General features: G+C 65.3%; 19 protein-coding genes and 4 tRNA genes. 15 read left to right on the top strand and 8 right to left on the bottom strand.

Going from position 1 to position 26689, the window contains the following annotated elements:
• Nucleotides 1-79 precede the first annotated feature (79 nt).
• Together FQU96_RS24970 and FQU96_RS24965 are read right to left on the bottom strand one after the other, a co-directional pair.
• Entirely contained in the window at nucleotides 80-1204 is a 1125-nt protein-coding gene (locus FQU96_RS24970; protein WP_146544071.1) for an RNA methyltransferase, read from the bottom strand.
• An 8-nt stretch (nucleotides 1205-1212) separates the two neighbouring features.
• Complete coding sequence (locus FQU96_RS24965) at nucleotides 1213-2136, bottom strand: LysR family transcriptional regulator (protein WP_146544070.1); 924 nt, start codon at nucleotides 2134-2136, stop codon at nucleotides 1213-1215.
• Nucleotides 2137-2236: 100 nt separating this feature from the next.
• On the opposite strand from FQU96_RS24965, the gene FQU96_RS24960 reads away from it, so the two are divergent.
• Complete coding sequence (locus FQU96_RS24960; protein ID WP_146544069.1) at nucleotides 2237-2983, top strand: sulfite exporter TauE/SafE family protein; 747 nt, start codon at nucleotides 2237-2239, stop codon at nucleotides 2981-2983.
• Here FQU96_RS24960 and galE read toward each other — a convergent pair.
• Together galE and FQU96_RS24950 are read right to left on the bottom strand one after the other, a co-directional pair.
• The gene (galE, locus tag FQU96_RS24955) at nucleotides 2978-3961 is read right to left on the bottom strand and encodes a UDP-glucose 4-epimerase GalE (RefSeq protein WP_146544068.1); all 984 of its coding nucleotides are present in this window, start codon (nucleotides 3959-3961) and stop codon (nucleotides 2978-2980) included. The genes FQU96_RS24960 and galE overlap by 6 nt on opposite strands.
• 100 nt (nucleotides 3962-4061) lie before the next feature.
• Entirely contained in the window at nucleotides 4062-5255 is a 1194-nt protein-coding gene (locus tag FQU96_RS24950) for a glycosyltransferase (protein WP_146544067.1), read from the bottom strand.
• Between the two features lie 104 nt (nucleotides 5256-5359).
• Here FQU96_RS24950 and asnB point away from each other — a divergent pair, with 104 nt between their 5' ends.
• Nucleotides 5360-7186, top strand: coding sequence for an asparagine synthase (glutamine-hydrolyzing) (gene asnB / locus FQU96_RS24945; protein WP_178130689.1), 1827 nt, complete (start codon nucleotides 5360-5362; stop codon nucleotides 7184-7186).
• A 56-nt stretch (nucleotides 7187-7242) separates the two neighbouring features.
• The gene (locus FQU96_RS24940; protein WP_146544065.1) at nucleotides 7243-8850 is read left to right on the top strand and encodes a hypothetical protein; all 1608 of its coding nucleotides are present in this window, start codon (nucleotides 7243-7245) and stop codon (nucleotides 8848-8850) included.
• 4 nt (nucleotides 8851-8854) lie between these two features.
• On the opposite strand, the gene FQU96_RS24935 is transcribed toward FQU96_RS24940, so the two are convergent.
• The 4 genes from FQU96_RS24935 to rlmB form a co-directional block, all read right to left on the bottom strand.
• A complete protein-coding gene (locus FQU96_RS24935; protein ID WP_146544064.1) occupies nucleotides 8855-10102 on the bottom strand; it encodes a glycosyltransferase family 4 protein in 1248 nt (415 codons plus the stop codon).
• Nucleotides 10103-10265: 163 nt separating this feature from the next.
• Nucleotides 10266-11492: a glycosyltransferase family 4 protein gene (locus tag FQU96_RS24930; protein ID WP_146544063.1), complete on the bottom strand. Its 1227-nt coding sequence runs from the start codon at nucleotides 11490-11492 to the stop codon at nucleotides 10266-10268.
• A 50-nt stretch (nucleotides 11493-11542) separates the two neighbouring features.
• Nucleotides 11543-11617: transfer RNA gene (locus FQU96_RS24925), tRNA-Thr, on the bottom strand.
• Between the two features lie 114 nt (nucleotides 11618-11731).
• On the bottom strand, nucleotides 11732-12439 hold the full coding sequence (gene rlmB, locus FQU96_RS24920; RefSeq protein WP_370461390.1) for a 23S rRNA (guanosine(2251)-2'-O)-methyltransferase RlmB: 708 nt from the start codon (nucleotides 12437-12439) through the stop codon (nucleotides 11732-11734).
• Nucleotides 12440-12748: 309 nt separating this feature from the next.
• Here rlmB and FQU96_RS24915 point away from each other — a divergent pair.
• The 12 genes from FQU96_RS24915 to rpoC all read left to right on the top strand — a co-directional run bounded on the left by FQU96_RS24915 (nucleotide 12749) and on the right by rpoC (nucleotide 26481).
• Nucleotides 12749-12834, top strand: a tRNA-Tyr gene (locus FQU96_RS24915).
• 36 nt (nucleotides 12835-12870) lie between these two features.
• Nucleotides 12871-12944 (top strand) — tRNA-Gly (locus FQU96_RS24910).
• Between the two features lie 68 nt (nucleotides 12945-13012).
• Nucleotides 13013-14203: an elongation factor Tu gene (tuf, locus tag FQU96_RS24905; protein ID WP_146544050.1), complete on the top strand. Its 1191-nt coding sequence runs from the start codon at nucleotides 13013-13015 to the stop codon at nucleotides 14201-14203.
• Nucleotides 14204-14247: 44 nt separating this feature from the next.
• Nucleotides 14248-14323: transfer RNA gene (locus FQU96_RS24900), tRNA-Trp, on the top strand.
• Between the two features lie 153 nt (nucleotides 14324-14476).
• A complete protein-coding gene (gene secE, locus FQU96_RS24895; protein WP_146544061.1) occupies nucleotides 14477-14665 on the top strand; it encodes a preprotein translocase subunit SecE in 189 nt (62 codons plus the stop codon).
• A gap of 2 nt (nucleotides 14666-14667) precedes the next feature.
• Nucleotides 14668-15204 carry a transcription termination/antitermination protein NusG gene (gene nusG, locus FQU96_RS24890; protein ID WP_146544060.1) on the top strand — a complete coding sequence of 179 codons (537 nt, stop codon included), beginning with the start codon at nucleotides 14668-14670 and terminating at the stop codon, nucleotides 15202-15204.
• 243 nt (nucleotides 15205-15447) lie between these two features.
• Nucleotides 15448-15876, top strand: coding sequence for a 50S ribosomal protein L11 (gene rplK / locus FQU96_RS24885; RefSeq protein ID WP_146544059.1), 429 nt, complete (start codon nucleotides 15448-15450; stop codon nucleotides 15874-15876).
• A 4-nt stretch (nucleotides 15877-15880) separates the two neighbouring features.
• Complete coding sequence (gene rplA / locus FQU96_RS24880; protein ID WP_146544058.1) at nucleotides 15881-16576, top strand: 50S ribosomal protein L1; 696 nt, start codon at nucleotides 15881-15883, stop codon at nucleotides 16574-16576.
• 319 nt (nucleotides 16577-16895) lie between these two features.
• A complete protein-coding gene (gene rplJ / locus FQU96_RS24875) occupies nucleotides 16896-17423 on the top strand; it encodes a 50S ribosomal protein L10 (protein WP_146544057.1) in 528 nt (175 codons plus the stop codon).
• A gap of 42 nt (nucleotides 17424-17465) precedes the next feature.
• On the top strand, nucleotides 17466-17840 hold the full coding sequence (rplL, locus tag FQU96_RS24870; protein WP_146544056.1) for a 50S ribosomal protein L7/L12: 375 nt from the start codon (nucleotides 17466-17468) through the stop codon (nucleotides 17838-17840).
• A gap of 190 nt (nucleotides 17841-18030) precedes the next feature.
• Nucleotides 18031-22206: a DNA-directed RNA polymerase subunit beta gene (rpoB, locus tag FQU96_RS24865; protein WP_146544055.1), complete on the top strand. Its 4176-nt coding sequence runs from the start codon at nucleotides 18031-18033 to the stop codon at nucleotides 22204-22206.
• Between the two features lie 84 nt (nucleotides 22207-22290).
• Nucleotides 22291-26481 carry a DNA-directed RNA polymerase subunit beta' gene (gene rpoC, locus FQU96_RS24860; protein WP_146544054.1) on the top strand — a complete coding sequence of 1397 codons (4191 nt, stop codon included), beginning with the start codon at nucleotides 22291-22293 and terminating at the stop codon, nucleotides 26479-26481.
• Nucleotides 26482-26689: the final 208 nt, after the last annotated feature.

Here is a 26689-nt window from a genome sequence, read left to right as displayed (position 1 = left end):
ACTCAGGATCAACCCTGTCACCAGCGTGGTCAAAACAGCTTTGCTAAGCACGCCATGAGGAAATTCTAGCCTCTATCGATCACGGCCGTCGCTGCAACAGCACGCGGTTTGTTGCCGACCACATGGTCCAGGCGTTGGCGAGGCTCACCGAATCGAACTCGACATGGCCGATGCTCTCGATGAGATAGAGCGACGCGGTGCCGTGCGGTGCGGCTGCGGCCAGAGCCTCGCTCTCGGTGAACGGTATCATCGGATCGTCGCGACCGTGGATCAGGATCAGTTTCGCTTTCACGGACCGCAGGTCATGCAGCGCCAGGTTCAGGGCATCGATGTGCGTGCGGACCGGCTCGGGCAGCGCCGCCAACAGCGCGGGCACGCGATCGGGGTCGTCGTTCTCCATCAGATCGAGCACGGCACGCGCGTCGCTGCTCATATGCACCCGCAGGTCTGATGTGGCCGCGGCCGGATCGGCGAGCTTGCGCTCGGCTGCCTGCCGCAGCAGGTCGGTATCCGTCGGGTCGGGCAACCGCTCGGCGTTGGCGGAGAGGAATGCCCAGCGGCCATAGCGGTTGGGTGTCATGCGATGCAGGCGGCCGTCTCCCATGCGCCGGTACGCGCCGGTTGTGATGAAGCGGATCACTTCGTCGGTATTGTGGTAGGCGCCGATGCCGACGATGAAATCAACCTTGCCGTTGATGTCCGGTTCCAGGGTCGCGATCACCGCCGGTCCGACACCGTAGGAGATCGCCATCACGCCCAGCGGCAACCGGGGATATCGTGGATGCAGCGCGCGCAACGCATCGGCCAGCACGTCGGCGTCGGCGCGTGACAGCGCGAGCCGCCGCATCCCGGGCACTTCGGGAACCATGACAATGAAGCCGGCACGGGCGATGGAGCGTGCCAGGGCCACCAGCCGCGGCTCCGTCCGTCCCAGCACGGCAGCACCGGGCACCAGGAGCAGGACCGCACGGGCGGTGCTTGCCGGCGCGTAGAGATCGGCCTCGATCGTGCGATCGGCGATGGTCCACCGTACGGACGTCGACGTCGGCATCGACGTCAGGTCCTGCCAGGGGCTATGCGCGCCGCCGGCTGCGATGTCGACCATCAGAAGGGCTGCTTCCGTCCACCGCACGGGATGGCCAAGAGCAGCAACAGCGACAATTGCCGCGATCACTGTCGACAGGATGATCTTCCAGCGTCGCATGCCGTTGCTCAGTGCTTGCCCTGAGTGCTGGGCGGCATGGTTGCGATCGCGCTTGCCTTCAGGTGTGCCACCAGTTGTTGGCCGTGTGTGGGCAAGGCATCGAGGCGGCGCACGCAGATGGTCAGGCGCCGCAGCGCCCAGGCGTCGGTGAACGGCACGGTCGCGAACGGCAAGACGCGATCGCATCGACGCGCTGCCGTCTGCGGCACGATGCCCACACCCACGCCGCGGGCGACCAGCCGGCAGATCGATTCGAAATCGCGCATCTGGACGCGTTGCTTTGGCGCTCCGCCGGTGCGTGACGCATGCCGGTTGATGTATTCCTGCAGCGGGTTGTCGGCCGCCAGTCCGATGAAGGGATAGCGCGCCGCCTCGCGGAAGGCGATCTGGCGCCGTCGCGCCAGGCGATGATGGCGCGGCACGATCACCACCAGCCGATCCAGAGCGAAGGGCAGGGTCTCCAGGCCGGTCAGGTCCGTCACGTCGGCCACGATGCCGATATCGGCAAGGCCACCGATCACCGCCTGCGCGATGGCGTAGCTGGGCCGCTCTTCGACGTCGATGTCGACATTGGGATGCTGCGTGAGATAGCCGGCCAGCGCTTCGGGCAGGAATTCGGAGAGCGCCGCCGTGTTGCACCACAGGCGCACATGGCCACGCAGCCCGCTGGCATAAGCGCCCAGCTCGCCGCGCATGTGCTCGACCTGCTGCAGCACGATGCGCGCGTGATGGAGCAGGGCATGTCCGGCCGGTGCCAAGGTGACACCGCGTCGCCCGCGCAGCAGCAGCGCCGTGCCCAATGTCTGCTCCATGCCCTGGATGCGGGCGCTGGCGGACGCCAGGGCCATGTTGGCGCGAGCAGCGCCGCGGGTGATGCTGGCAGCCTCGGCGACATGGACGAACAGGCGCAGGTCGGTCAGGTCGAAGCGCATGGGCGGGAGCGCCTCCGGGTTTGCAGCCTTCGTTCCAGCCGAAGGCTCGCTTTGGGGCTTCCACATTGTGCCTTGGCCAGCCATGAGGCAAGTCGAGGCCATGTCGGATCTATCAACACTGTTCGTGGTGACGGCGCTGGTCTTCCTGCTGGCCGGCTTCGTGAAGGGTGTGATCGGCCTGGGTCTGCCCACCGTGGCCATGGGATTGCTTGGCGCCGTGATGGCGCCGGCGCAGGCCGCGGCACTGCTGATCATTCCGTCCTTCGTCACCAATGTCTGGCAGCTGCTGGCAGGGCCGCGCCTGCGGCCGCTGGTGCGCCGCCTGTGGACCATGATGGCCGGCGTCTGTGTCGGAACATGGGCTGGCGCGGGGCTGCTGACGGCCGACACCACCGGCCGTGCCGCCGTGGCGCTGGGTGTGGCCCTGGTCCTCTACGCGCTGGTCGGCCTGGCCGCGATCCGGTTTCGGGTGCCGGCGAACGCCGAGCCATGGCTGTCGCCGCTGGTCGGTGCCGCCACCGGGTTGGTGACCGGCGCCACCGGCGTGTTCGTGATCCCGGCCGTGCCCTATCTGCAGGCGCTGGACCTCGACAAGGAGGAACTCATCCAGGCGCTGGGGCTTTCCTTCACGGTATCGACCCTGGCGCTGGCGGCAGGCTTGTTGCGCGATGGCGTGCTGGCACCGTCCATTGCCGGCACGTCGCTGCTGGCGTTGGCGCCGTCGTTGGTCGGCATGTTCGTCGGCCAGTATCTGCGGCAGCGCGTGCAGCCGCAGACATTCCGGCGCTGGTTCATGATCGGCCTGCTGGCGCTGGGCGCCTATCTGGCGGTCAGGCCATGGCTATGACTGGGCCTGTCGCGGCATCTTGCGGCGCCAGCGCAAGGCATGTTCGATCTGGGCCTCCAGCCCATGGGTCGGCGACCAGCCGAGTTCGCGTTCGATCAAGGTCGTGTCGCACACCAGCTTGGCGACGTCGCCCGCCCGGCGCGGCCCGATGCTGTGCGGCACCTTGCTGCCGGCGAGCCGACCGGTGGCGTCGATGAGCTGGCGCACGCTGTAGCCCTGGCCGCTGCCGACATTCAGCGCCGTAGCCGTGCCGCCCTTGGCGAGGTAGCCGAGCGCGCGCACATGCGCGTCGGCCAGATCGTCGACATGGACGAAATCGCGCACGCCGGTGCCGTCGGGCGTGTCGTAGTCGCCACCATAGACCGTCAGTGGCCGGCCCGTGCCCAGCATGGCATCGATGGCCAACGGCATCAGGTGCGACTCGGGGTCATGCGCTTCGCCGACGTCGCCGTCCGGATCGGCGCCGGCAGCATTGAAATAGCGCAGGGCGATGCTGCGCAGCCGTCGCTCGGGTGCCCGCAACAGTTCCTCGACCGCCAGCTTGGTCTCGCCGTAGACGCTGGCGGGATTGAACGGATGACCCTCCGCCAGCCGCGGCGTGCGCGGCGCACCATAGACGGCGCAGGTGCTCGAGAAGACGAAATGCTCGACGCCATGGGTCTCGGCGAACTGGATCAGGGTCTTGGTCTTGACCGTGTTGTTGTGCCAGTAGCGCTCGGGCTCGCGCATCGATTCACCGACCTCGATGTAACCGGCGAGGTGGATGACGGCATCGGGCTTGTGGCGTGCGAAGACTTCGGTCAGCCGGGCTTCGTCGCCGATATCGCCGCGTTCCATCGGACCCCAGCGGACCGCCCAGTCGTGGCCCTTCTCCAGCGTGTCGTAGGCAACCGGAACCATGCCTGCGGCGGCCAGACGCTTGCAGACCTGGCTGCCGATGAAACCGGCACCACCCGCTACCAGAACGCTACGTGCCATGCATTGCCTCCTGCCGCGCGACGCCCGCCACTAGCGTTGCCGCGTCGGCCATCGCGAGCGACCTTTCGGTGACTGCGCTGTGGTCATCCGCCTTGCAGGGTCACGCCGGCGCGGCGATCGGTGCGCCACCACGTCGCGCGGCAGCGTCTTCGTACATGCTCTCCAGTGCAACCGCGACGCTGTCCCAGCGATAGAGGTGCTGCACCGTGTCGCGTGCCTTGCGCGCCATGTCGGCCGCCAGGGCCGCATCGCGCAATATCGTGGCCAGCGCCAGTGTCAGCTTCTGCTCGTCGCAGCGCACGACCAGTGCACCGCCGCCGGCCTGCACTTCGCGCCAGATGTTGACCTGGTCGGAGATCACCACCGGCAGGCCCGCGGCCATGGCCTCGACGACGGCGATGCCGAAATTCTCGCTGTAGGAGGGCAGAGCGAAGACCGAAGAGGCGGCGAACGCTGCAAGCTTGTCCTCGCCGCGCAGCATGCCGGTGAAGCTCACGCGATCGGGTACGCCGTCACGCCGAGTCCAGGCCTTGCATTGGTCGAGCATGCCGTCGTCCGGGCCGGCAATGACCAGGTGCAGCGACGGATCCTCGGCGGCCAGTCGCGCGAACGCGGGGATCAGAAGATCGAGTCCCTTCTTGAAGTGAAGGCGGCTCAGGAACAGCACAACCCGTTTGCCGCGCGTCTCGGGAAAACGCTCATGGAAGCGCTCGGCCGGCGGCAGGACGTCGAAGCCGTTGAGGTTGACGCCCAAGGGGACGATACGCGCCGGGGCGCCGCCGTCGAACGGCTGGCTGATCTCGCGCTCGACGTCGCTGGTGTAGTGGATCGCGGTGGCGTGGCGCAGGACGCGATCCTGGAACAGGACTTCCAGCAACCGCTTGCGGCCGCGGTGGCGGGCGCGGATGTAGGGATCGAGCATGCCGTGCGGCCGCACGATGTAGGGGACGCCGAAGCGCCGGCAGAGGCGTCCGCCCAGCCAATCGTGGAACAGGTAGATGGAGTGAAGGTGCACGACATCGAAGCCTGACATATCCCGACGCAAGGCCGAGGCCATGGCCAGGGACGGTTTCCAGAATCGTGGAAAATGAACAGGGTAGTAGGTGATGTTCACGCCATCTTGTTGCAATGGCACCGATGTGGGGACCGGCTCGACTCCCTTGCTGGCCCAGTTGGTGGTGCAGATCGTGACGTCATGGCCGCGCGCTGCGACGGCCCGCGCCATTTCAAGGCAGGCCTGCGCCGGGCCACCGCTTTCGCGGGCGAGCGTCGCGATCAAATGGAGTATGCGCATGAGGGCTGGCAGAAAAATTGCTTGTCCAAAGTACTTAGCATAAGTTATTAAAAATACTACAATTTATTGCCATTGTATGTCGGCCGGGTGGCAGAGAGGCTGCGGTGTGCGGTATTGCCGGTCTGTTCCACTATGGCGGCCGACCCGGGCCTGATGATCAGGCGCTGATCGCCCGTATGTCGGCGGCTATGGCTGCGCGCGGCCCGGACAGCGAGGGAGTCTGGGTCAGCGACGACGGCGCCGCCCTGTTCGCGCAACGTCGGCTGGCGATCATCGACCCCGGCCCGGGCGGCTGGCAGCCGATGAGCTTCGATGGCGGCCGCCTGGTCGCCAACTACAACGGCGAGATCTATAATTACAGGGCGCTGAAGGACGAGCTTGAAGCGGCCGGCCGCCGTTTTGCCTCGCAGTCCGACACCGAGGTCCTGCTGCACCTCTACGACATGTACGGCGCTGCGATGGTCGAGCGGCTGCGCGGCATGTACGCCGTCTCGATCTGGGATCGTGAGCGGCGCACCATGTTTTTTGCCCGCGATCCGTTCGGCATCAAGCCGCTCTACATTGCCGACGACGGCCGCAGCGTGCGCTTCGCGTCCCAGGTCAAAGCGCTGCTGGCCGGCGGCGCGATCGACACGACGCCCGAACCGGCCGCCGATGTCGGCTTTCTGATGTGGGGCTCGGTGCCCGAGCCTTTCACGCTGTACAAGGGCATTCGGGCTTTGCCGGCTGGCCACACCATGACGGTGGTGCAGGGCCAGGCACCGGTGGTGCGTCGCTTCCATTCGATCGCCGCGGTACTGGCCGAGGCTGAACGCGACCAGCCGGCGCCCACCGGCCAGGCCCGCATCGAGGCGCTGCGCGCGCACATCGCCGATACGGTCAAACACCACATGGTGGCCGATGTGCCTGTCGGCATGTTCCTGTCGGCCGGGTTCGATTCGTCGCTGGTCGCGCAGTTTGCCGCACCGCAGTCGGACAAGGCGCTGCGCAGCGTGACCCTGGGCTTCGATGAGTATCGCGGTACCGACAACGACGAGACGACACTGGCGGCGCGTATTGCTGCCCATCATCAGACCGACCATCGCACGGTCTGGATCGCGCGCGAGGAATTCGCCGCATCCCGGGCACATCTGCTTCAGGCCATGGACCAGCCGACCATCGATGGTACCAACGTCTACTTCGTCAGCAAGGCCACGGCCTCGACCGGCCTCAAGGTGGCGCTGTCCGGCATTGGCGGCGATGAGGTGTTTGCCGGTTACCCGAGCTTCCGGCAGGTGCCGGAGATGGTACGCCTGGTCGACCGCATGGGGCCGCTGGCAGCGTTGGGGCGCGGCTTTCGTGTCATCAGCGAGCCGGTGCTGCGCCGCTTCACGTCGCCCAAGTATGCCGGTGTGCTGGAGTATGGCGGCACCTACGGCGGCGCCTATCTGTTGCGCCGCGGTCTCTTCATGCCGTGGGAATTGCCGGCGCTGCTGGATGCGGACTACCTGCGCCAGGGCCTGGCGGACCTCGACTCGCAGACCGCCCTGGCCGCGGCCATCGACGGCGTGCGTTCGGGCAACGGCCGGGTCGCGGCGCTGGAATTGAGCTTCTACCTTCGCAATCAGCTGTTGCGCGATGCCGACTGGGCCGGCATGGCCCATTCACTGGAAATCCGCACGCCGTTCGTCGATGTCGACTTCTTCCGCGGCTTGGCGCCGCTCATCGTGGCCGATCCGCCGGTGACCAAGGCGGAACTGCCGCCGCTGCTGGCTCAGCCGGTGCGCGACATGCTGGCCGGCCGGCCCAAGCGCGGTTTCCAGGTGCCGGTGCGCACATGGTTGGGTATGCCGGCTGGCCATGACGCACGAACGCGCGGCTGGCGTGCCTGGGCACTGCAGGTTCTGGCCGGTTTCCGCCCCGGCAGCGCCTTCGCGCGGCACGCGGCTTGAGAATTTTGTCGGCCCTCGCCTAATCGTCGACCGCGGCAACGGATATATTCGTTCCAATGGAATTGGTACTCCTGGCATCCCCTCTGGTGCTGGCCTTCTGGGCCGGGATCCTGATCAATTGGCGCTGGGGCGTGTACGGGCTCGTTGCCTACACGCCCTTCACGGGCTTGATCGTGGCCCTTCTTTACCCGTCGCCGTTGGGACCGCTGGTGCGCGACGTTGGGGTGGTCCTGCCGCTTTATCTGGCGTTTTTCCTGATGGGTCGGCAGGCGCACTACGGGCGGGTACCGGGCGTACTCTACGTCACCTATGCGCTGCTGGTTTTGGTGGTTCTCTTCGCGGCCGCCAACCCGGCGGTGCCCAACATGATGGTCGCCGGAATTGGCGTCAAAGTGTGGCTGTCCTATATCCCACTGCTGATCGTGGGGGCGTCGTTCGTCCGCACCGAACTGGACCTGCGGGATTTTCTGCGGGCGGTGCTCGTCACGGCCTGGATTCCCTGGACGGTCGGCATTTTCCTCTTCCTGTGCGCCAGTTTCGCCGACTACGAAACCTATGCGCGGATGATCTTCGGTGCCTATGCGCCGTTGGCGACCTCGGATTTCGGATCCTTCTCGGGCTACGGCGCCAAGCTGTATCGAATTCCCGGCACGTTCCAATACAACTCGCAGTACGGCGTGTTCTGCTACTTCATGCTGTTTCCGATGTTCATGCTGCTGGCGATCGAACGGGACCGCACTTGGCGGGCCTTCATCTGGCTCAGCATGTTCGTCGGGCTGGTCGCCGGTTTCACGTCTGGCGCGCGTGGCAACTTCTTGTTCATGCCGCTGATCTTCCTGATCGTGCAGTTTTTCAAGTTTCGAGCCGGAGGACTCGTTCAAGGGATCATCGGCATTGGCGGTGGGCTGATCCTGGCATTTTCGCTTTCCGGTTTTGACAGCAGCAAGATCTACGGTGAGGTTGGAAACCTGACGGCCTCGTACGGCAAGGATCTCGCCGTTGGCGGCATGCTCGAGGCGATGGAGCGGGGCGGTATCTTCGGCCGCGGCGTCGGTGCCAATACCGGCGCTGCGCGGCATGGATTTGACCCGAGCACAGCGGCCTTGCTGACGGCCGAAGGCGGCATGGTCGAAAACTACTACGCGAAGTCCATGGTCGAACTCGGCGCTGTAGGTTTCATAATCCTGGTCGCTTGCCTGGTCCTGGCGGTATTCGCGTGCTTGCGGGTACAGTTCCGCCTCAAGCCCGGGCCGCTCCGGGATGTCGCGGCGTGCGGCACTGCCATGACGGCATTCGTGGTCCTTGTCTCGGTGAAGGGCTGGGCCCTCGATACGGAACCGTTGAACTACTACTACTATCTGACGGTGGGGTTCGTGTTCGCACTGCCCTATGTTGAACGGCGATCGATGGCGGCTGTTTCCGGTCAGACAGCCCGCCCGGTGCCGGCCGATATGCGCGACGTCGATGCGCCCATCCCGGCGGCGCCCACGGTACCGGGTCGGCCTGCGACGGCGGGAGGGCGGCCTCACCGTCCTTTGATTGGGCGCAACGGCTACTATGGTGAGATTGCCCGGAGAAGGCCTCTATCACCGCCGCCTGCACCTGCGGATGAGCGGCCTCTGCGCCTGCCGGAGCGCGGTGACCCCAAGGATGTTCCGCATTGAGTCGCTACCGTGACGGAAGCGGTAGCCGATCGAGCAGTGCCGCGAGGTTTCGGGAGTAGGCTGTCGCATCGTGCGCCTGGGCACGACCGCGTGCGGCGCGCGCCATGCGTTGCCGCAGCGCCGGGTCATCCGCCAGCCGCGCCATGCGATCGGCGACGGCGGCAGCGTCACGGATCGGCACCACGAACCCCTCGATGCCGTCGCGCGCCACGGCACCCGCATTGGGCGTGACGATCACCGGCAGGCCACTGGCCAACGCTTCGTTGATCGCCATCGCCGAACCCTCATGCAGCGAAGGGAAGACGAAGATGTCGGCATCGCGAAAGATCGCTGGCATCTCCGCGTGCGGTACGTTGGCGATGTGGCGGTAGCGGCCGTGATAGGGCTGTAACCACTCGGTGCCGTCGACAATCCCGCCAACCAGGACGATCTGGATATCGTGGCGGTCCAGCAGCTTGGCAGCCTCAAGGATGTATTTGACACCTTTGCGCATGCCGACCTGGCCCACGAAGAGCGCGCGCAGCGGAGCGGGAGGGCGCGGCGCGGTGGCCGGCGTGAACCGCTCTGTGTCTACCGGGTAGGGCAGCAGGTCGATCGTCGCCGGGGCGCGGCCATTGTCGGCGAGGGTTTCGCGTACGTAGTCCGACGGCACGATCACACGATCGGCCAACAGCGCCTCGCGCGTGTTGCGCTCGATCCAACCCTCGCTCGTGTCGCCCAGTGGCGTCGTGGCGAATTCGGGGTGCAAGCGCCTTTCCTCTTCGAGGATGCGCAGGCCGCTGCGCAGATGGCCGATGGCCTGGAACAACAAGGAAACCGTGCCTGTCTCCTGGCACGCCCGCAGCGACTGCTCGCAGGAGCCGTCGAAACCGATGAAGATGTGTGGGCGTTCGCGGCGGATACGGGCTGCCACCAGCCGGTCGAACCGGGCGTTGCGCCAGCGCAGCAGCGACGACACCAGAGCTGGCGACGTCGTGCGCGATGCCAACACATGCACCAGTTCCGGGAGCGGATGCGTTACGATCCCGCGTGGCGCGATATCCGGATGCCGCCGCCGCCCTAATTCCCGTTCGGCGCGCGAACGCAGCTGGCGTGGCAAGGCGCGTGCAATACGGTCGAATGCATCGCCGGGGCGCGCATAGAACGAGGTTTCGAAGCTGACGTCGAATGCCATTCGTTGCAGCAACGCAACCAGGGGATAGAGCAGCGATGTAGCACCGGGGTGTGCGATCAGCAGACGACGTTGCGGCATGATGGCGGACTATACCACGTCGGCCGGAGCGTATCGCGATGCCAAGGGACGATTGCTGCCCCTGTGGCGGTTGCGATGGTGCAATTGCCTTCGGGTATCAGTTATGGCGCTGAGCCGGTGGAGGCCGCTGGCCAGGGCCGGGAGTGGCGGTGCGCTTGCAGGGTCACCGCACGCCCACGGTCGCGGCCAGCGCGGTCTTCAGGCCAGCCAGGTTCTGGTCGAAACTCCACGTGTCGATCATTCGGCGACTTTCGATGCCCATGCTGGCCAGGCGGTTGCGGTCGGTCAGTGTCTTGCGCAGGCACTGGGCCAGCGCTTCGGTGTCACCGAACGGGTACACGAAACCGTTGACGCCATCCTGGATCAAATCCCGGGCGGCGCCGACGCGATCGCTGGCGATCACCGGCTTGCCTGCGTTCATTACTTCGTTAACCACCAGGCCCCAGGTTTCATGCGCCGATGGCAGCGCGAACACATCGCACAGGTCATAGAGTGCAGCCAGCCGCTGCTGCGACTGGAAGCCCAGCAGACGGATCGACTCTGACACGCCCAGTGCCGCGATGGCGACTTCAACTTGTGGCCGCAAGTCGCCATCGCCGGCCATCAGCAGGATCGGGCGTTGCGATGCCGGGATGTCCGACATGGCGCGGCTAAAGGCCTGGATGAGTTCAAGCGGCGCCTTGCGATCGATCAGTTTGGCGGCATAGAGCGCAATGGGCCGGCCGGGCGGCAGCCCCAGTTCCGCCTGTAATGCTTCCCGATGTGGTCGGGCATCGGCGGCGCGGGCCTGAAACCAAGTGTTATCGACAGCATAGCAGACGCGGAAAAACTTGCGCGCATCGATGCCCAGGTCGAGCAGGTGACGCTCGTTCATCGACCCGATGGTGAGATAGGCATCGACCTGCCGGTCGATCAGCGTGAACAGGGCTCGTTTGGCGCTGTGCCGTGTCCGGCTGGTCGACCGGCCGAGCGCGCTGGTTTCGTCACGCAGCAGCACGCGCACGCCAGCGCTGCGGGCCGCGATCATGGCCCACAGATGCGGCACGCGGGCGTAGCCATGAATCCACAACGCATCGAAGCGACCGGCACGCAGTCGGTGACGCAGGCCGACGCTGAACGGCCGCCAGGAGTCGAAGTGAGCGTCGCCGGGATAGCGCAAACCGGGCAGGGTGGGCAGCACCTCGTGCTCGTAGCCGTCGAGCAAAGGCACGTCCCAGACAATCTTCTGGCCGAACTCGGGATCGACGAAGTGACGGGCCGAGAAGTCCGAGGCGAAGAACGCCTTCAGGTAGATATCGGGATCGTTGTTGATCAGCTGCAGCAGTGGTGCCTGGTACTGGATGGGGTGGGTCACCAGGTAGGCAACACGGTATTTCTTGGCATCCGGCACGATTAGGAGCGTCCTCGCGGCTTTGCGGCATCCGCTGGAGACGCGGAGCGTGGTGCCGGGTGAGGGATTTGAACCCCCGACCAACGGTTTACAAAACCGCTGCTCTACCGCTGAGCTAACCCGGCAAGCGACCCTTGGACCGATGTGTACCGATCCAACTCGGCTAGGGCAACCGTCACTACAACCGGTTGCTGCATCGAAGAAATTCCATTCCGCGACCGCTATGGCAGACCAGCGGGTTAAGTCCCTGTTTGTTCATTCTTTCGGCTGAGTTCATAAAGCGAGATCGCTGCCGCGTTGGAAACATTGAGGCTGGGCATTGCGCCCTTCATCGGCAGGCGCACGGTGAGGTCGCAGCGCTCCTGCGTCAGCCGACGCAAGCCTTCTCCTTCAGCGCCGAGCGCCAGTACCAGGCGGCCGGCGACGTTGGCGCCGGCGAGAGTCTGTTCGGCACGTTCATCGAGACCCAGGACCCAGAAACCTGCTTGTTTGAGCTGATCGAGCGCGCGCGACAGGTTGACGACCCGCACCAATGGAACGCGTTCCAGAGCCCCCGACGCTGCCTTGGCAAGGGTCCCGGTTTCTTCCGGCGCGTGACGCTCCGTCACCACGACGCCTGCCGCTCCGAAGGCCTCGGCCGAGCGCAGGATGGCGCCGACATTGTGGGGGTCGGTGACCTGGTCAAGCGCGAGCACCAGAGCCTGCTCGCCAGCCGCCGCCATAATGTCTTCCAGCGCCGCGTCAGGCAGAGGAGCGACAGCCGCCAGGAAGCCCTGGTGTACCGCACCGGCCGGCACACGCTCGGCGATCCGCTCGCGCGGGACGATCTCGGCCTGTGGCGGCGGGTGGGCCAGGCCGGCAAGGTTGCTCGTCGCGCGATCGGCGGCATCCTGGGTCAGCAGCAGGCGAAAGACGCGACGCTCCGGGTTGGCCAGCGCCGCCAGCACGGGATGGCGGCCGTAGATCCAGACCTGGCCGCCGCCTGGGCCCCGCGGCGCGTCGCGGCGGGGCGGGTGATGGGGGCCGGCGGCCGGGTGTGCGCGGTGCGGCCCGCGATTGCGATGGCCGGTTTGGTCCTTGGATTGACGCATGGCGGCGCCATATAGGGGGCATCGACTGGCTTGGCAAATCGACGGGCGGTGACTTTTCGTCAGGATCGTTTGCTGGAGCGGTGTCTTTATCTTGACGCAAGCCGTTGGATTTGCTGTATCCCGCGCCGGCCGGACGGCCGGTGCGTAGCGTGGTGTCGTAGCGTCGGAGGGGTGGCCGAGCGGTCAATGGCAGCTGACTGTAAATCAGCCGGTTTACACCTACGAAGGTTCGAATCCTTCCCCCTCCACCACGATCCCCACAGCAGGCCGGCTGGCGGATCGGGATTGCGGGTGTAGCTCAATGGTAGAGCTCCAGCCTTCCAAGCTGGCTACGTGGGTTCGATTCCCATCACCCGCTCCAATCCGCGGCAATACCGTCCAGCAGGGATAAAGCGGCCGCCGGCCGTGATCTGATCGAGGCACCAGACCATGTCGAAGAGCAAATTCGAGCGGAACAAGCCGCACTGCAACATCGGGACGATCGGGCACGTCGACCACGGGAAGACATCGCTGACGGCGGCGATCACGAAGATCCTGGCGAAGACGGGCGGCGCGACGTTCACGGCGTACGATCAGATCGACAAGGCGCCGGAGGAGCGTGAGCGCGGGATCACGATCTCGACGGCGCACGTAGAGTACGAGACGACGAACCGTCACTACGCGCACGTGGACTGCCCCGGTCACGCGGACTACGTGAAGAACATGATCACGGGCGCGGCGCAGATGGACGGAGCGATCCTGGTGGTGTCGGCGGCGGACGGCCCGATGCCGCAGACGCGGGAGCACATCCTGCTGGCGCGCCAGGTGGGTGTGCCGGCGCTGGTCGTGTACATGAACAAGGTCGACATGGTCGACGACCCCGAGCTTCTGGACCTTGTGGAGCTGGAGGTTCGCGAGCTGCTGTCGTCGTACCAGTTCCCTGGGGACGATATCCCGGTGATCCGGGGTTCGGCACTGTGCGCGCTGGATGACAAGCAGCCGGAGATCGGCGAGCAGTCGGTGCTGAAGCTGATGGAAGCGGTAGATGCGTACATCCCGCAGCCGGTTCGCGACAAGGACAAGCCGTTCCTGATGCCGATCGAGGACGTGTTCTCGATTTCGGGCCGCGGGACGGTGGTGACGGGCCGCGTCGAGCGTGGGATCGTGAAGGTGGGCGAGGAGATCGAGATCGTCGGCCTGAAGGACACGGTGAAGACGGTAGTGACGGGCGTTGAGATGTTCCGGAAGCTGCTGGACCAGGGCGAGGCCGGGGACAACATCGGTGCGCTGCTGCGCGGCACGAAGCGCGAGGACGTGGAGCGGGGCCAGGTTCTGGCGCGCCCGGGCTCGATCACGCCGCACACGCAGTTCCATGCCGAGGCGTACATCCTGACGAAGGAAGAGGGTGGCCGGCACACGCCGTTCTTCACGAACTACCGTCCGCAGTTCTACTTCCGGACGACGGACGTGACGGGCGTGTGCACGCTGCCCGAGGGCACGGAGATGGTGATGCCGGGCGACAACGCGCGGATGCAGGTCGAGCTGATCCAGCCGATCGCGATGGACGAAGGCCTGCGCTTCGCCATCCGCGAGGGCGGCCGCACCGTCGGCGCCGGCGTCGTCACCAAAATCGTCAAGTAAGACTGTAACGCGCCGCCATCCGATGATAGGGATGGCGGCGCCGTAGGAGTGTAGCTCAGTTGGTAGAGCATCGGTCTCCAAAACCGAGGGCCGGGGGTTCGAGTCCCTCCACTCCTGCCACCGTTCAACCGTCCTGAATGCCTGCCTGGGGGTGGGTGCGGCGCTGCCCCGGCGGCGGCGGCCCCGTGACGGGGATCTGGACTTTCGCGGGTCGCATCGTTAGGAAGCCCGCCAGTTCCAGCGGGATCAGTCCCCGCCAACCCCTTTGGACATATGAAAAACCCCGTCGAGTTCGTCCGTGAAGTCCGTCAGGAGGCCGGGAAAATCACCTGGGCCGGCCGGCGTGAGACGATGGTGACCACCGGGATGGTGTTCATCTTTGTCACTATCGCTGCAATCTTTTTCCTTCTGGTCGACAAGATCATCGCTGTCGTCGTCCAGTCCCTGCTGAGGTTGATCTGACCATGGCGCTCCGTTGGTACGTGGTGCATGCCTATTCCGGTTTTGAGAACAAGGTCGCCCAGTCGATCCGGGAGCAGGCCGAAAAGAAGGGCATGACCCCCCTGATCCCGGACGTGCTGGTGCCGACCGAAGAGGTCGTCGAGTTGCGCCGCGGGGCCAAGGTCAATGCCGAGCGGAAGTTCTTCCCCGGCTACGTGCTGGCGCGCATGGAGTTGACCGACGAAACGTGGCATCTGGTGAAGAACACGCCGAAAGTCACGGGTTTCCTCGGCGGCGGCAAGGCCGGGCGGCCGGTGCCGATCACCGATGCCGAGGCCGGCCGCATTCTCAAGCAGGTCCAGGAAGGGATCGAGCGGCCCAAGCCCTCGGTGATGTTCGAGATCGGCGAGCAGGTGAAGGTCTCCGACGGCCCGTTCGCCTCGTTCAACGGTACAGTCGAGGAAATCGACGAGGAAAAGCAGCGTCTCAAGGTCTCGGTGTCGATTTTCGGCCGCGCCACGCCGGTCGAGCTCGACTACGGCCAGGTCGACAAGGTCTAGGTTCCCTGCCGGAAGTGACGCTTAAAAAGCTTGCAAATCAGCCGGTTTGTGGTAGGAGGCGCGCTCCCGAAAGGCTGGCGCATCTGCCGGCCTTTCGGTTTTGTTGTCGGGCATACGCTAATTCCTTGATGTATCAAGGACTTGACGGGCTTGACGCGGCAGCTGCTACGGTGGCTGTCCAACGTGCGGGAGGCTCGCCATGGCCGTACCGCGCGCCCATCCACAGGGTAGGAGGGTTCGTGAATGGCTAAAAAGATCCAGGCCTATGTCAAGCTGCAGGTGCCGGCTGGCAAGGCCAACCCGTCGCCGCCGATCGGGCCTGCGCTCGGTCAGCAGGGCGTCAACATCATGGAGTTCTGCAAGCAGTTCAACGCCCGGACCCAGAAGCTGGAGCCGGGGATGCCGATCCCGGTCGTGATCACTGTCTTCCAGGACCGCAGCTTCACGTTCGTCACCAAGAGCCCGCCCAACAGCTACTTCATCATGAAGGCGGCGGGCATCGAGAAGGGCGCCAAGACCGTTGGCACCCAGATCGTGGGCAAGGTCACGGTGAAGCAGCTCGAAGAGATCGCCAAGGAAAAGATGCCGGATCTCAACTGCGGGACCGTCGAGGCTGCCGTCAGCATGCTGAAGGGTTCGGCCCGCTCGATGGGCGTCCAGGTGGTGGAGTAAGGCCATGGCGACCAAGGGCAAGCGCTTCCGCAAGGCGAGCGAAGGAGTCGAACAGGGGAAGGCCTATGGCCTGACCGACGCCGTCAAGCTGGTCAAGGCCGGCGCCAAGGCGAAGTTCGACGAGACCATCGAGATCGCGATGAATCTCGGCATCGATCCGCGCCATGCCGACCAGATGGTGCGCGGCGTCGTCGAGCTGCCCAACGGCACCGGCAAGACGCTGCGCGTTGCGGTGTTCGCGCGCGGCGACAAGGCCGAGGCCGCCAAGGCCGCCGGTGCCGACATCGTCGGTGCCGAGGATCTGGCCGAGAAGATCACCGGCGGCGAGATGAACTTCGACCGCTGCATTGCGACGCCGGATATGATGGGCATCGTCGGTCGCCTCGGTAAGGTTCTGGGTCCGCGCGGCCTGATGCCGAACCCGAAGCTGGGCACCGTAACCCCTGACGTCGCAACGGCGGTCAAGGCTGCCAAGGCCGGTCAGGTCGAGTTCCGCGCCGAAAAGGCGGGCATCGTGCATGCCGGCGTCGGCAAGGCGAGCTTCAGCGAGCAGGCGATCGCGGAGAACGTCAAGGCGTTCGTTGGCGCGATCAGCCGCGCCAAGCCGACCGGCGCCAAGGGCACCTTCATACAGAAGGTGTCGATCAGTTCGACCATGGGACCCGGCGTCAAGCTCGACGTCGCGACCCTGCAGGGCTGAGCCCAGGGGGCTTTTGCTCTGACGAATTTGGCCGGCAGGTTCGCCCGCCGGTCAATGGGAGCCTCCTCCCCGGAGGTGGCTTCCGACCTGTCCGAGACCGCCGGCGCCACACCTTCGGGTGCGGCTTAAAGGGGCAACCCGCCTGCGCAGACGGTGGAACGGATGACGAGGTGGCCAGCCCCCCTCCGAGCCCGGTCTTCCGGGATGGGAAACCGGGCCGTGCCCGAGACCGCGGGACATCCCCGCGGAACCGAGGGGCGGTTCTTGTGTGGTCGGTCCGATTTGTTTCGGCAGATCGGACCACGTTCGGAGACGTCAAGTGAACCGCTCTGAGAAAGCAGAGCTGATCGCTTCGCTGAACAAGAGCTTCGCCGATATCAACCTGCTGGTGGTCACACGCCAGTCGGGTCTGACAGTGGCGGAAGTTTCTGACCTGCGCCGCAAGGTGCGGGCAGCGGGCGCCAGCTACAAGGTATCGAAGAACCGGCTCACCCGTCTCGCTTTGGAAGGGACGGCGTTCAAGGACATCGGCTCGTTTTTGACGGGTCCGACCGCGATCGCCTCATCCACGGATCCGGTTGCTGCGGCCAAGGCGGTTGCTGCCTTCGCCAAGGACAACGAGAAGCTGACCATCGTCGGCGGCTCGCTGAACGGCCAGACGCTGGACGCCGATGGCGTCAAGCAGCTGGCGTCGCTGCCGTCGCTCGACGAACTGCGGGCCAAGCTGCTGGCGCTGTTGCAGACGCCGGCGACCCGCATCGCTGGTGTCGTTCAGGCGCCGGCCGGCCAGCTTGCGCGCGTCATGGGCGCGTACGGAGCCAAGGACTCTTCCGGCCAGGCGGCGTAAGCCGTTCGCCAACGTAAACATCGGGACATTCGGAGAAAGACAATGGCTGCTAATCTGGAACAGATCGTCGACCAGCTCTCGGCGCTGACCGTCATCGAGGCGGCGCAGCTCTCCAAGCTGCTGGAAGAGAAGTGGGGCGTCTCGGCTGCCGCGCCGGTCGCCGTCGCCGGGCCTGCCGCTGCGGCGCCGGCTGCCGCCGAGCAGAAGGACGAGTTCACCGTCGTGCTCGCCGCTGCCGGCGACAAGAAGATCAACGTCATCAAGGTCGTGCGCGAGCTGACCGGCCTCGGCCTCAAGGAAGCCAAGGACCTGGTCGAGGCCGCCCCGAAGGCGGTCAAGGAAGCCGTGCCGAAGGCCGACGCCGACAAGATGAAGGCGAAGCTCGAGGCCGAAGGCGCCAAGGTCGAGCTGAAGTAAGCGTTCTTCCATCCGGAGCCGGCATCGCCGGCTCCGGATGGGCCCCTTCATCGGACCGGCGCCGTTCAGCCGCCGGTCCCGTCAAGTGGCCCTCTGCAACGGATGGGATTGGCGGCTTAGCGGATCGCCGGTTCCGAGACAGCAGTCGGGTTTGTCCGCCTCGCCCTCTCGCGAAATGCCGAGGAAGAGCATGGCCACGTCGTTCAACGCCCGTACCCGGATTCGTCGCCCGTTCGGCCGCATCGCCGCTGCGGCGCCGATGCCGAACCTGATCGAAGTCCAGAAGAGTTCGTACGATCAGTTCCTGCAGATGCATGTGCCGCCGGAGAAGCGGACCAATACCGGCCTGCAGGAAGTGTTCCGCGGCGTCTTCCCGATCAAGGATTTCGCCGAGCGTGCCAGCCTCGAGTTCGTGAAGTTCGAGTTCGAGGAACCCAAGTACGACGTCGAGGAATGCCAGCAGCGCGGCATCACCTACGCGGCGCCGCTGAAGCTCACCCTGCAGCTGGTGGTGTGGGACGTTGACGAGGAGACCGGCTCCCGTTCGATCCGCGACATCAAGGAGCAGGACGTCTACATGGGCGACATGCCGCTCATGACGGCCAACGGCACCTTCGTGGTCAATGGCACCGAGCGCGTCATCGTCTCGCAGATGCATCGTTCGCCGGGCGTGTTCTTCGACCACGACAAGGGCAAGACCCATTCGTCGGGCAAGTACCTGTTCGCTGCCCGCATCATCCCCTATCGCGGTTCGTGGCTCGACTTCGAGTTCGATGCCAAGGATCTCATTCATGTCCGTATCGACCGGCGTCGCAAGCTGCCGGTGACGACCCTGCTGCTGGCGCTCGATAACGACGAGACGGCCAAGAAGCGGGCCGACCTGCAGACCAAGAGCAAGCAGCTCGAGCCGGGCGAGGCCGTCGGCTTGTCGCAAGAGGATGTGCTGTCGGCGTTCTACGGCCATCACACCTACAAGCGCGACAAGGAAGGCTGGCGGACCGAGTTCGAGGCCGATGCGCTGCGCGGCGTGAAGCTGACGCACGACCTGGTCAATGCCAAGACCAACAAGCCGGTGGTCGATGCCGGCACCAAGATGACGCCGCGGCTCCTGAACCGTCTGGCCGAGCAGGGCCTGAAGGAAATCCGCGTCCTCGACGAGGAGCTGGTCGGCAAGTACGCGGCGCGCGACGTGATCAACGAGAAGACCGGCGAGATCTATATCGAGGCCGGTCACGAGATCACCGAAGCGACGCTGGCGGCTTTCACCGAAAACAAGATCGACACGCTGGAAGTGCTGGCGATCGACCATGTCAGCGTCGGCGGTTACCTGCGCAACACGCTGATGGCCGACAAGAACCAGACGCGCGAAGACGCGCTGATGGAAATCTACCGCGTCATGCGCCCCGGCGAGCCGCCGACCGTCGAGACGGCCGAGACCCTGTTCAACGGCCTGCTGTTCGATCCCGAGCGCTATGACCTGTCGGCGGTCGGCCGGGTCAAGATGAACATCCGCCTGGGTTTCGAGGGCGTGCCCGACACCATGCGCGTGCTGCGCCGCGAGGACATCATCGCTGTCGTCAAGGTGCTGCACGACCTCAAGGATGGCCGTGGCGAGATCGACGATATCGACCACCTCGGCAACCGCCGGGTGCGTTCGGTTGGCGAGCTGATGGAGAATCAGTATCGCGTCGGCCTGCTGCGCATGGAGCGTGCGATCCGCGAGCGCATGAGCTCGATCGACATCGACACGGTGATGCCGCACGACCTGATCAATGCCAAGCCGGCGGCGGCGGCGGTGCGCGAGTTCTTCGGCTCCTCGCAGCTCAGCCAGTTCATGGACCAGACCAATCCGCTGTCCGAGGTGACGCATAAGCGCCGCCTGTCGGCGCTGGGTCCGGGCGGTCTGACGCGCGAGCGCGCCGGCTTCGAGGTGCGCGACGTGCATCCGACGCATTACGGCCGCATCTGCCCGATCGAAACGCCGGAAGGTCCCAACATCGGCCTGATCAACTCGCTGGCCACCTATGCCCGTGTCAACCAGTACGGCTTCATCGAGAGCCCGTATCGCAAGGTGGCGGGCGGCAAGGTCGGTGACGAGGTCATCTACTTGTCGGCCATGGAGGAAGGGCGCTACACCATCGCCCAGGCCAATGCCGAGCTCGATGCGCGGGGCCGTTTCGCCGAAGAGCTGATTTCGTGCCGCAAGGGCGGCGAGTACATTCTGTCTCGCCCCGACACCATCGACTTCATCGACGTGTCGCCCAAGCAGGTTGTGTCGGTGGCGGCGGCGCTCATCCCGTTCCTTGAGAACGACGACGCCAACCGCGCCCTGATGGGCTCGAACATGCAGCGCCAGGCCGTGCCGCTGCTGCGCGCCGATGCGCCGCTGGTCGGCACCGGCATGGAAGAGATCGTTGCGCGGGACTCGGGCGTCACCATCGTGGCGCGCCGCTCCGGCGTCGTCGATCAGGTCGACGCGACCCGTATCGTGGTGCGCGCCACCGAGGATACCGGGCCCGGCACCCCGGCGGTCGACATCTACAACCTGCTGAAGTTCCAGCGCTCGAACCAGAGCACCTGCATCACCCAGAAGCCGCTGGTGAAGGTCGGCGACACGGTGCAGCGCGGCGAGATCATCGCCGACGGCCCGTCGACGCATAACGGCGAACTGGCGCTGGGCCGCAACGTGCTGGTCGCGTTCATGCCGTGGAACGGCTACAACTTCGAAGACTCGATCCTGATCTCCGAGCGGATCGTCAGCGAGGACGTCTTCACCTCGATCCACATCGAGGAGTTCGAGGTGATGGCCCGCGACACCAAGCTGGGCCAGGAAGAGATCACCCGCGACATCCCTAACGTCGGCGAGGAAGCACTGCGCAACCTCGACGAGGCGGGCATCGTCTATATCGGTGCCGAGGTGCAGGCCGGTGACATCCTGGTCGGCAAGGTGACGCCCAAGGGCGAGTCGCCGATGACGCCGGAAGAGAAGCTGCTGCGCGCCATCTTCGGCGAGAAGGCTTCCGACGTGCGCGACACCTCGCTGCGGGTGCCGCCGGGCGTGCAGGGCACCATCGTCGAGGTCCGCGTCTTCAACCGTCGTGGTGTCGACAAGGACGAGCGCGCACTGGCCATCGAGCGTGACCAGATCGAGCGCCTGGCCAAGGACCGTGACGACGAAAAAGCGATCCTGGAGCGCAGCTTCTACGGCCAGCTTCAGGAGCTGCTGCTGGGTGAGACGGTGGCCGGCGGCCTGAAGGGGGCCAAGGCCGGCACGAAGATCACCGAGAAGGTGCTCTCCGAGTTCACGCCCGGCCAGTGGCGGCAGATCGCGGTCAAGGAAGACGCGCGGATGAAGCAGATCGAGGCGCTCAACGCCCAGTTCGACGAGTCGCTCAAGCGCCTGCAGGACCGCTTCGAGAACAAGGTCGACAAGCTGCAGCGCGGCGACGAACTGCCGCCAGGCGTCATGAAGATGGTCAAGGTCTTCGTCGCGGTGAAGCGCAAGCTGCAGCCGGGCGACAAGATGGCCGGCCGTCACGGCAACAAGGGCGTCATCTCGCGCATCATGCCGGCCGAGGACATGCCGTACCTCGAGGACGGTACGCCGGTCGATATCGTGCTCAATCCGCTGGGCGTGCCCAGCCGCATGAACGTCGGCCAGATCCTGGAGACCCATTTGGGCTGGGCGTCGGCCGGCTTGGGCCGCAAGATCGGCCGGCTGGCCGAGCAGGTGAACGAGGGTGCTGCCAAGGCAGGCGACCTGCGTCGCTGGCTCAAGGACATCTACGGCGAGCGGGCCTACAAGGCCGATGTCGGCGAGCTCAACGACGAGCAGGTCGTGCAGCTGTCGGCCAATCTCGCCCACGGTGTGCCCTTCGCCTCGCCGGTGTTCGATGGCGCGCGCGAGGACGATATCGTCACGATGCTGGAGCAGGCCGGTCTCGACAGCTCTGGTCAGGTGACCCTGGTCGATGGCCGCACGGGCGAGACCTTCGCCCGCAAGGTCACGGTCGGCTACATCTACATGCTGAAGCTGCACCACCTGGTGGACGACAAGATCCACGCCCGCTCGATCGGTCCCTACAGCCTCGTCACCCAGCAGCCGCTGGGCGGTAAGGCGCAGTTCGGCGGCCAGCGCTTCGGTGAGATGGAGGTGTGGGCGCTCGAAGCCTACGGTGCCGCCTACACGCTGCAGGAGATGCTGACCGTGAAGTCCGACGACGTGTCGGGCCGCACGAAGGTCTATGAGGCCATCGTGCGCGGCGACGACACCTTCGAGGCTGGTATCCCCGAATCGTTCAACGTTCTGGTCAAGGAGCTGCGCTCGCTGGGCCTCAACGTCGAACTCGAGCACAAGCCCCTCTAAGGGACGGCCCCGAGCCGTCCCGTTCTTTCGCCCTCTTTCGGAACAAGCGCCGCCACAGGCGGCACGAGTCAGGAGTATCGGACCATGACCGACCTGATCAATGTCCTCGGACAGCCCCCGGGTCCGCAGACCTTCGACCATATCCGCATCGCGATCGCGAGCCCGGAGCGCATCCGCTCGTGGAGCTACGGTGAGATCAAGAAGCCGGAAACGATCAACTACCGCACGTTCAAGCCGGAGCGGGATGGGCTGTTCTGCGCCCGCATCTTCGGCCCGATCAAGGACTACGAGTGCCTGTGCGGCAAGTACAAGCGGATGAAGTTCCGCGGCATCATCTGTGAGAAGTGCGGCGTCGAGGTGACCCTGACCAAGGTGCGTCGCGAGCGCATGGGCCACATCGAGCTTGCCTCGCCGGTGGCGCACATCTGGTTCCTGAAGTCGCTACCCAGCCGCATCGGGCTGCTGCTCGACATGACGTTGAAGGATCTCGAGCGCATCCTGTACTTCGAAAACTACGTCGTCACCGAACCCGGCATGACGGCGCTGAAGTACCGCGAGCTGCTCTCCGAGGAGCAGTACATGCGTGCCCAGGACGAGCACGGCGAAGAGAACTTCACGGCCAAGATCGGCGCCGAAGCGCTCAAGGACATGCTGGTCGGCATGGACCTTGAGAAGGAGCGCACGACCCTGCGCGAGGACCTCAAGGACACGACCTCGGAGGCCAAGCGCAAGAAGCTGGTCAAGCGGCTGAAGATGATCGAGGCCTTCGTCGAGTCGGGTGCCCGGCCCGAGTGGATGATCCTCGAGGTCGTGCCGGTCATTCCGCCCGAACTGCGTCCGCTGGTGCCGCTCGACGGTGGCCGTTTCGCGACGTCGGACCTCAACGACCTCTATCGCCGCGTCATCAACCGTAACAACCGTCTGAAGCGGCTGATCGAGCTGCGGGCGCCCGATATCATCGTGCGCAACGAGAAGCGCATGCTGCAGGAGGCCGTCGACGCACTGTTCGACAACGGCCGCCGCGGCCGTGTGATCACCGGCGCCAACAAGCGACCGCTGAAGTCGCTGTCGGACATGCTCAAGGGCAAGCAGGGCCGCTTCCGTCAGAACCTGCTGGGCAAGCGCGTCGACTACTCGGGCCGTTCGGTGATCGTGGTCGGTCCCGAGCTGAAGCTGCACCAGTGCGGTCTGCCCAAGAAGATGGCGCTGGAGCTGTTCAAGCCGTTCATCTACTCGCGCCTGCAGGCCTACGGCATGGCCAACACCATCAAGGCGGCCAAGCGCATGGTGGAGAAGGAACGGCCGGAGGTCTGGGACATCCTCGAGGAGGTCATCCGCGAGCATCCCGTGCTGTTGAACCGCGCGCCGACGCTGCACCGCCTGGGCATCCAGGCGTTCGAGCCGGTGCTGATCGAAGGCAAGGCGATCCAGCTGCATCCGCTGGTCTGCACGGCCTTCAACGCCGACTTCGACGGCGACCAGATGGCGGTGCACGTGCCGCTGTCGCTGGAAGCCCAGCTCGAAGCCCGCGTGCTGATGATGTCGACCAACAACATCCTCAGCCCGGCCAACGGCAAGCCGATCATCGTGCCGTCGCAGGACATCGTGCTCGGCATCTACTACATCACCATGGAGCGCGACGGCGAGCCCGGCGAGGGCATGGCGTTCGCCGACATGGGCGAGATCCAGCACGCGCTCGAGGCCGGTGTCGCCACCCTGCACACCAAGATCAAGGCGCGCCTGCATACCGTCGATGACAACGGCAACCCGGTGGTCCGGGTGGTCGGCACCACGCCCGGTCGCATGCTGCTGTCGGAGATCCTGCCGCGGCATGCCAACGTGCCGTTCTCGCTGATCAATCGGCTGTTGACCAAGAAGGACGTCCAGAACGTCATCGACACGGTCTACCGTCACTGCGGCCAGAAGGAGACGGTGATCTTCGCCGACCGCCTGATGGCGCTGGGCTTCGGCCAGGCCTGCCGGGCCGGCATTTCCTTCGGCAAGGATGACCTGGTCATCCCGGCGCGCAAGGAGAAGCTGGTCACCGACACCCAGAAGGAGGTGAAGGAGTACGAGCAGCAGTATCAGGACGGCCTGATCACCGCCGGCGAGAAGTACAACAAGGTGGTCGACGCCTGGTCGCGCTGTTCGGATAAGGTCGCCGAAGAGATGATGCGCAGCATCTCGACGCCGAAGAAGGGCGAGCCGATCAACTCGGTGTTCATGATGGCCCACTCCGGCGCCCGCGGCTCATCGGCGCAGATGAAGCAGCTGGCCGGCATGCGCGGCCTGATGACCAAGCCTTCGGGCGAGATCATCGAGACGCCGATCATCGCCAACTTCAAGGAAGGCCTGTCGGTGCTCGAGTACTTCAACTCGACCCACGGTGCCCGCAAGGGCCTGGCCGACACGGCGCTCAAGACGGCGAACTCGGGCTACCTCACCCGTCGTCTGGTCGACGTGGCACAGGACTGCATCATCACCGAGGTCGATTGCGGCACCAAGCATGGGCTCGCCATGCGCGCGGTGATGAACGGCAGCGACGTGATCGAGCCGCTCAGCGAGCGCATCCTGGGCCGCTCGGCGTTGGAGGACATCGTCGATCCGCTGAACGGCACGCTGATCGTCAAGCCCGGCGAGATGATCCAGGAGGATCATGTCGATGCCATCGACAAGGCCGGCATCGAGGAGGTCAGGATCCGCTCGGTGTTGACCTGCGAGACCAAGTGGGGCGTCTGCGCTACCTGCTACGGCCGCGATCTGGCGCGCGGCACGCCGGTCAATATCGGCGAGGCTGTCGGCGTCATCGCCGCTCAGTCGATCGGCGAGCCCGGCACGCAGCTCACCATGCGCACGTTCCACATCGGCGGCGCCGCCCAGCGGGCTGCCGAACAGTCGAGCGTCGAGGCGTCACATGACGGTCGCGTCGTGGTCAAGAACCGCAATGTGGTCGTGAACGGCGAGGGCGTGCCCATCGTCATGAGCCGCAACACCGAACTGGTGGTGATCGACGCCAACGACCGCGAGCGGGCCCGCTTCCGCGTGCCGTACGGCTCGCGCCTGCTGGTCGACAACGACGTGCAGGTCGTCAAGGGCCAGAAGCTTGCCGAGTGGGATCCCTACACCCTGCCGGTCATCACGGAGAAGACCGGCACCGCGACCTACGTCGATCTGGTCGAAGGCACGTCGATGCGCGAGGTGATCGACGAGGCGACGGGCATTTCCAACCGCGTCGTCGTCGACTGGAAGGGGCAGTCGCGCGGCGGCGATCTGCGTCCGCGCATCGCGATCATGGACGCGGAGGGCAAGCCCATCCTGCTCGCCAACGGCCAGGAAGCCCGCTACACCCTGCTTGTCGATTCGGTGCTGTCGGTCGAGAACGGCCAGCCGGTGAAGGCCGGCGACGTGCTCGCCCGCATCCCGCGCGAGGGCAGCAAGACGCGCGACATCACCGGCGGTCTGCCGCGCGTGGCCGAGCTGTTTGAGGCACGCAAGCCCAAGGACTTCGCCATCATCAGCGAGGCACCGGGCCGTGTCGAATTCGGCAAGGACTACAAGAACAAGCGTCGTCTGCTGGTGGTTCCCAACGACGGCGGCGATCCGGTCGAGTACCTGATCCCCAAGGGCAAGCGCATCAGTGTCCAGGAGGGCGACTACGTCGAGCGCGGCGATCTGTTGATGGACGGCAACCCGGTGCCGCACGACATTTTGCGCGTGCTTGGCATCGAGGAGCTGGCCAAGTACCTGGTCAACGAGATCCAGGACGTCTACCGGTTGCAGGGCGTGAAGATCAACGACAAGCACATCGAGACGATCGCGCGTCAGATGCTGCAAAAGATCGAGATCGTGGACCCCGGCGAGTCGACGTTCCTGATCGGCGAGCAGGTCGAGAAGCTGGAGTTCGAGGAGATCAACGCCAAGCTCGAGGCCGAGGGGCTCAAGCCGGCCAAGGGCGAACCGGTGCTGCTGGGCATCACGAAGGCCAGCCTGCAGACCAAGTCGTTCATCTCGGCGGCGTCGTTCCAGGAAACGACCCGCGTGCTGACCGAGGCGGCCGTGTCGGGCCGCATCGATACGCTGCTCGGCCTGAAGGAAAACGTCATCGTCGGCCGACTGATCCCGGCCGGTACCGGTGGCGTGATGAACCGCCTGAAGGAAATCGCCGCCAAGCGCGACCGCGAGATGATCGAGGGGCAGCCGGCCGCCGCGCCGGCGCCGGCTCCCATGGAGCAGCCCGACGAGCGCTCGCTGCGCGAGAAGGTGCCGGCGGAGTAGCAAGACCAACGATAAACCATGGCGCGTTGTCGCAGGCGCGCCATGGAGACCACTATATATGGGCCGCTCCGGGGACGGGGCGGCCCTATTATTTGTGGAATCCCCCTCTCTGCCGTAACTTAATTGCCATACGTGCCGAGTTGGCGACTCGCTTGGAACGTCAAGCCAAACGTCGGGAAAATCGCTATTTTTGCGCCTGTCCGCTTGA

Source organism: Reyranella sp. CPCC 100927 (assembly GCF_007859315.1).
In the GTDB taxonomy this organism is placed as follows: domain Bacteria; phylum Pseudomonadota; class Alphaproteobacteria; order Reyranellales; family Reyranellaceae; genus Vineibacter.
The sequence above is the reverse complement of the archived record's forward strand: the minus strand, read 5'-3'. Positions and strand labels throughout refer to the sequence as shown.

Bases quoted from the DNA above. Each gene is read 5' to 3' on its own strand.
- rplA (WP_146544058.1), top strand. From the start codon at position 15,881: ATGGCGACCAAGGGCAAGCGCTTCCGCAAGGCGAGCGAAGGAGTCGAA.
- rpoC (WP_146544054.1), top strand. From the start codon at position 22,291: ATGACCGACCTGATCAATGTCCTCGGACAGCCCCCGGGTCCGCAGACC.
- FQU96_RS24935 (WP_146544064.1), bottom strand. From the start codon at position 10,102: ATGCCGCAACGTCGTCTGCTGATCGCACACCCCGGTGCTACATCGCTG.
- tuf (WP_146544050.1), top strand. From the start codon at position 13,013: ATGTCGAAGAGCAAATTCGAGCGGAACAAGCCGCACTGCAACATCGGG.
- galE (WP_146544068.1), bottom strand. From the start codon at position 3,961: ATGGCACGTAGCGTTCTGGTAGCGGGTGGTGCCGGTTTCATCGGCAGC.
- rplL (WP_146544056.1), top strand. From the start codon at position 17,466: ATGGCTGCTAATCTGGAACAGATCGTCGACCAGCTCTCGGCGCTGACC.
- rplK (WP_146544059.1), top strand. From the start codon at position 15,448: ATGGCTAAAAAGATCCAGGCCTATGTCAAGCTGCAGGTGCCGGCTGGC.
- nusG (WP_146544060.1), top strand. From the start codon at position 14,668: ATGGCGCTCCGTTGGTACGTGGTGCATGCCTATTCCGGTTTTGAGAAC.
- FQU96_RS24970 (WP_146544071.1), bottom strand. From the start codon at position 1,204: ATGCGACGCTGGAAGATCATCCTGTCGACAGTGATCGCGGCAATTGTC.
- secE (WP_146544061.1), top strand. From the start codon at position 14,477: ATGAAAAACCCCGTCGAGTTCGTCCGTGAAGTCCGTCAGGAGGCCGGG.
- FQU96_RS24965 (WP_146544070.1), bottom strand. From the start codon at position 2,136: ATGCGCTTCGACCTGACCGACCTGCGCCTGTTCGTCCATGTCGCCGAG.
- FQU96_RS24960 (WP_146544069.1), top strand. From the start codon at position 2,237: ATGTCGGATCTATCAACACTGTTCGTGGTGACGGCGCTGGTCTTCCTG.
- FQU96_RS24940 (WP_146544065.1), top strand. From the start codon at position 7,243: ATGGAATTGGTACTCCTGGCATCCCCTCTGGTGCTGGCCTTCTGGGCC.
- rpoB (WP_146544055.1), top strand. From the start codon at position 18,031: ATGGCCACGTCGTTCAACGCCCGTACCCGGATTCGTCGCCCGTTCGGC.
- FQU96_RS24950 (WP_146544067.1), bottom strand. From the start codon at position 5,255: ATGCGCATACTCCATTTGATCGCGACGCTCGCCCGCGAAAGCGGTGGC.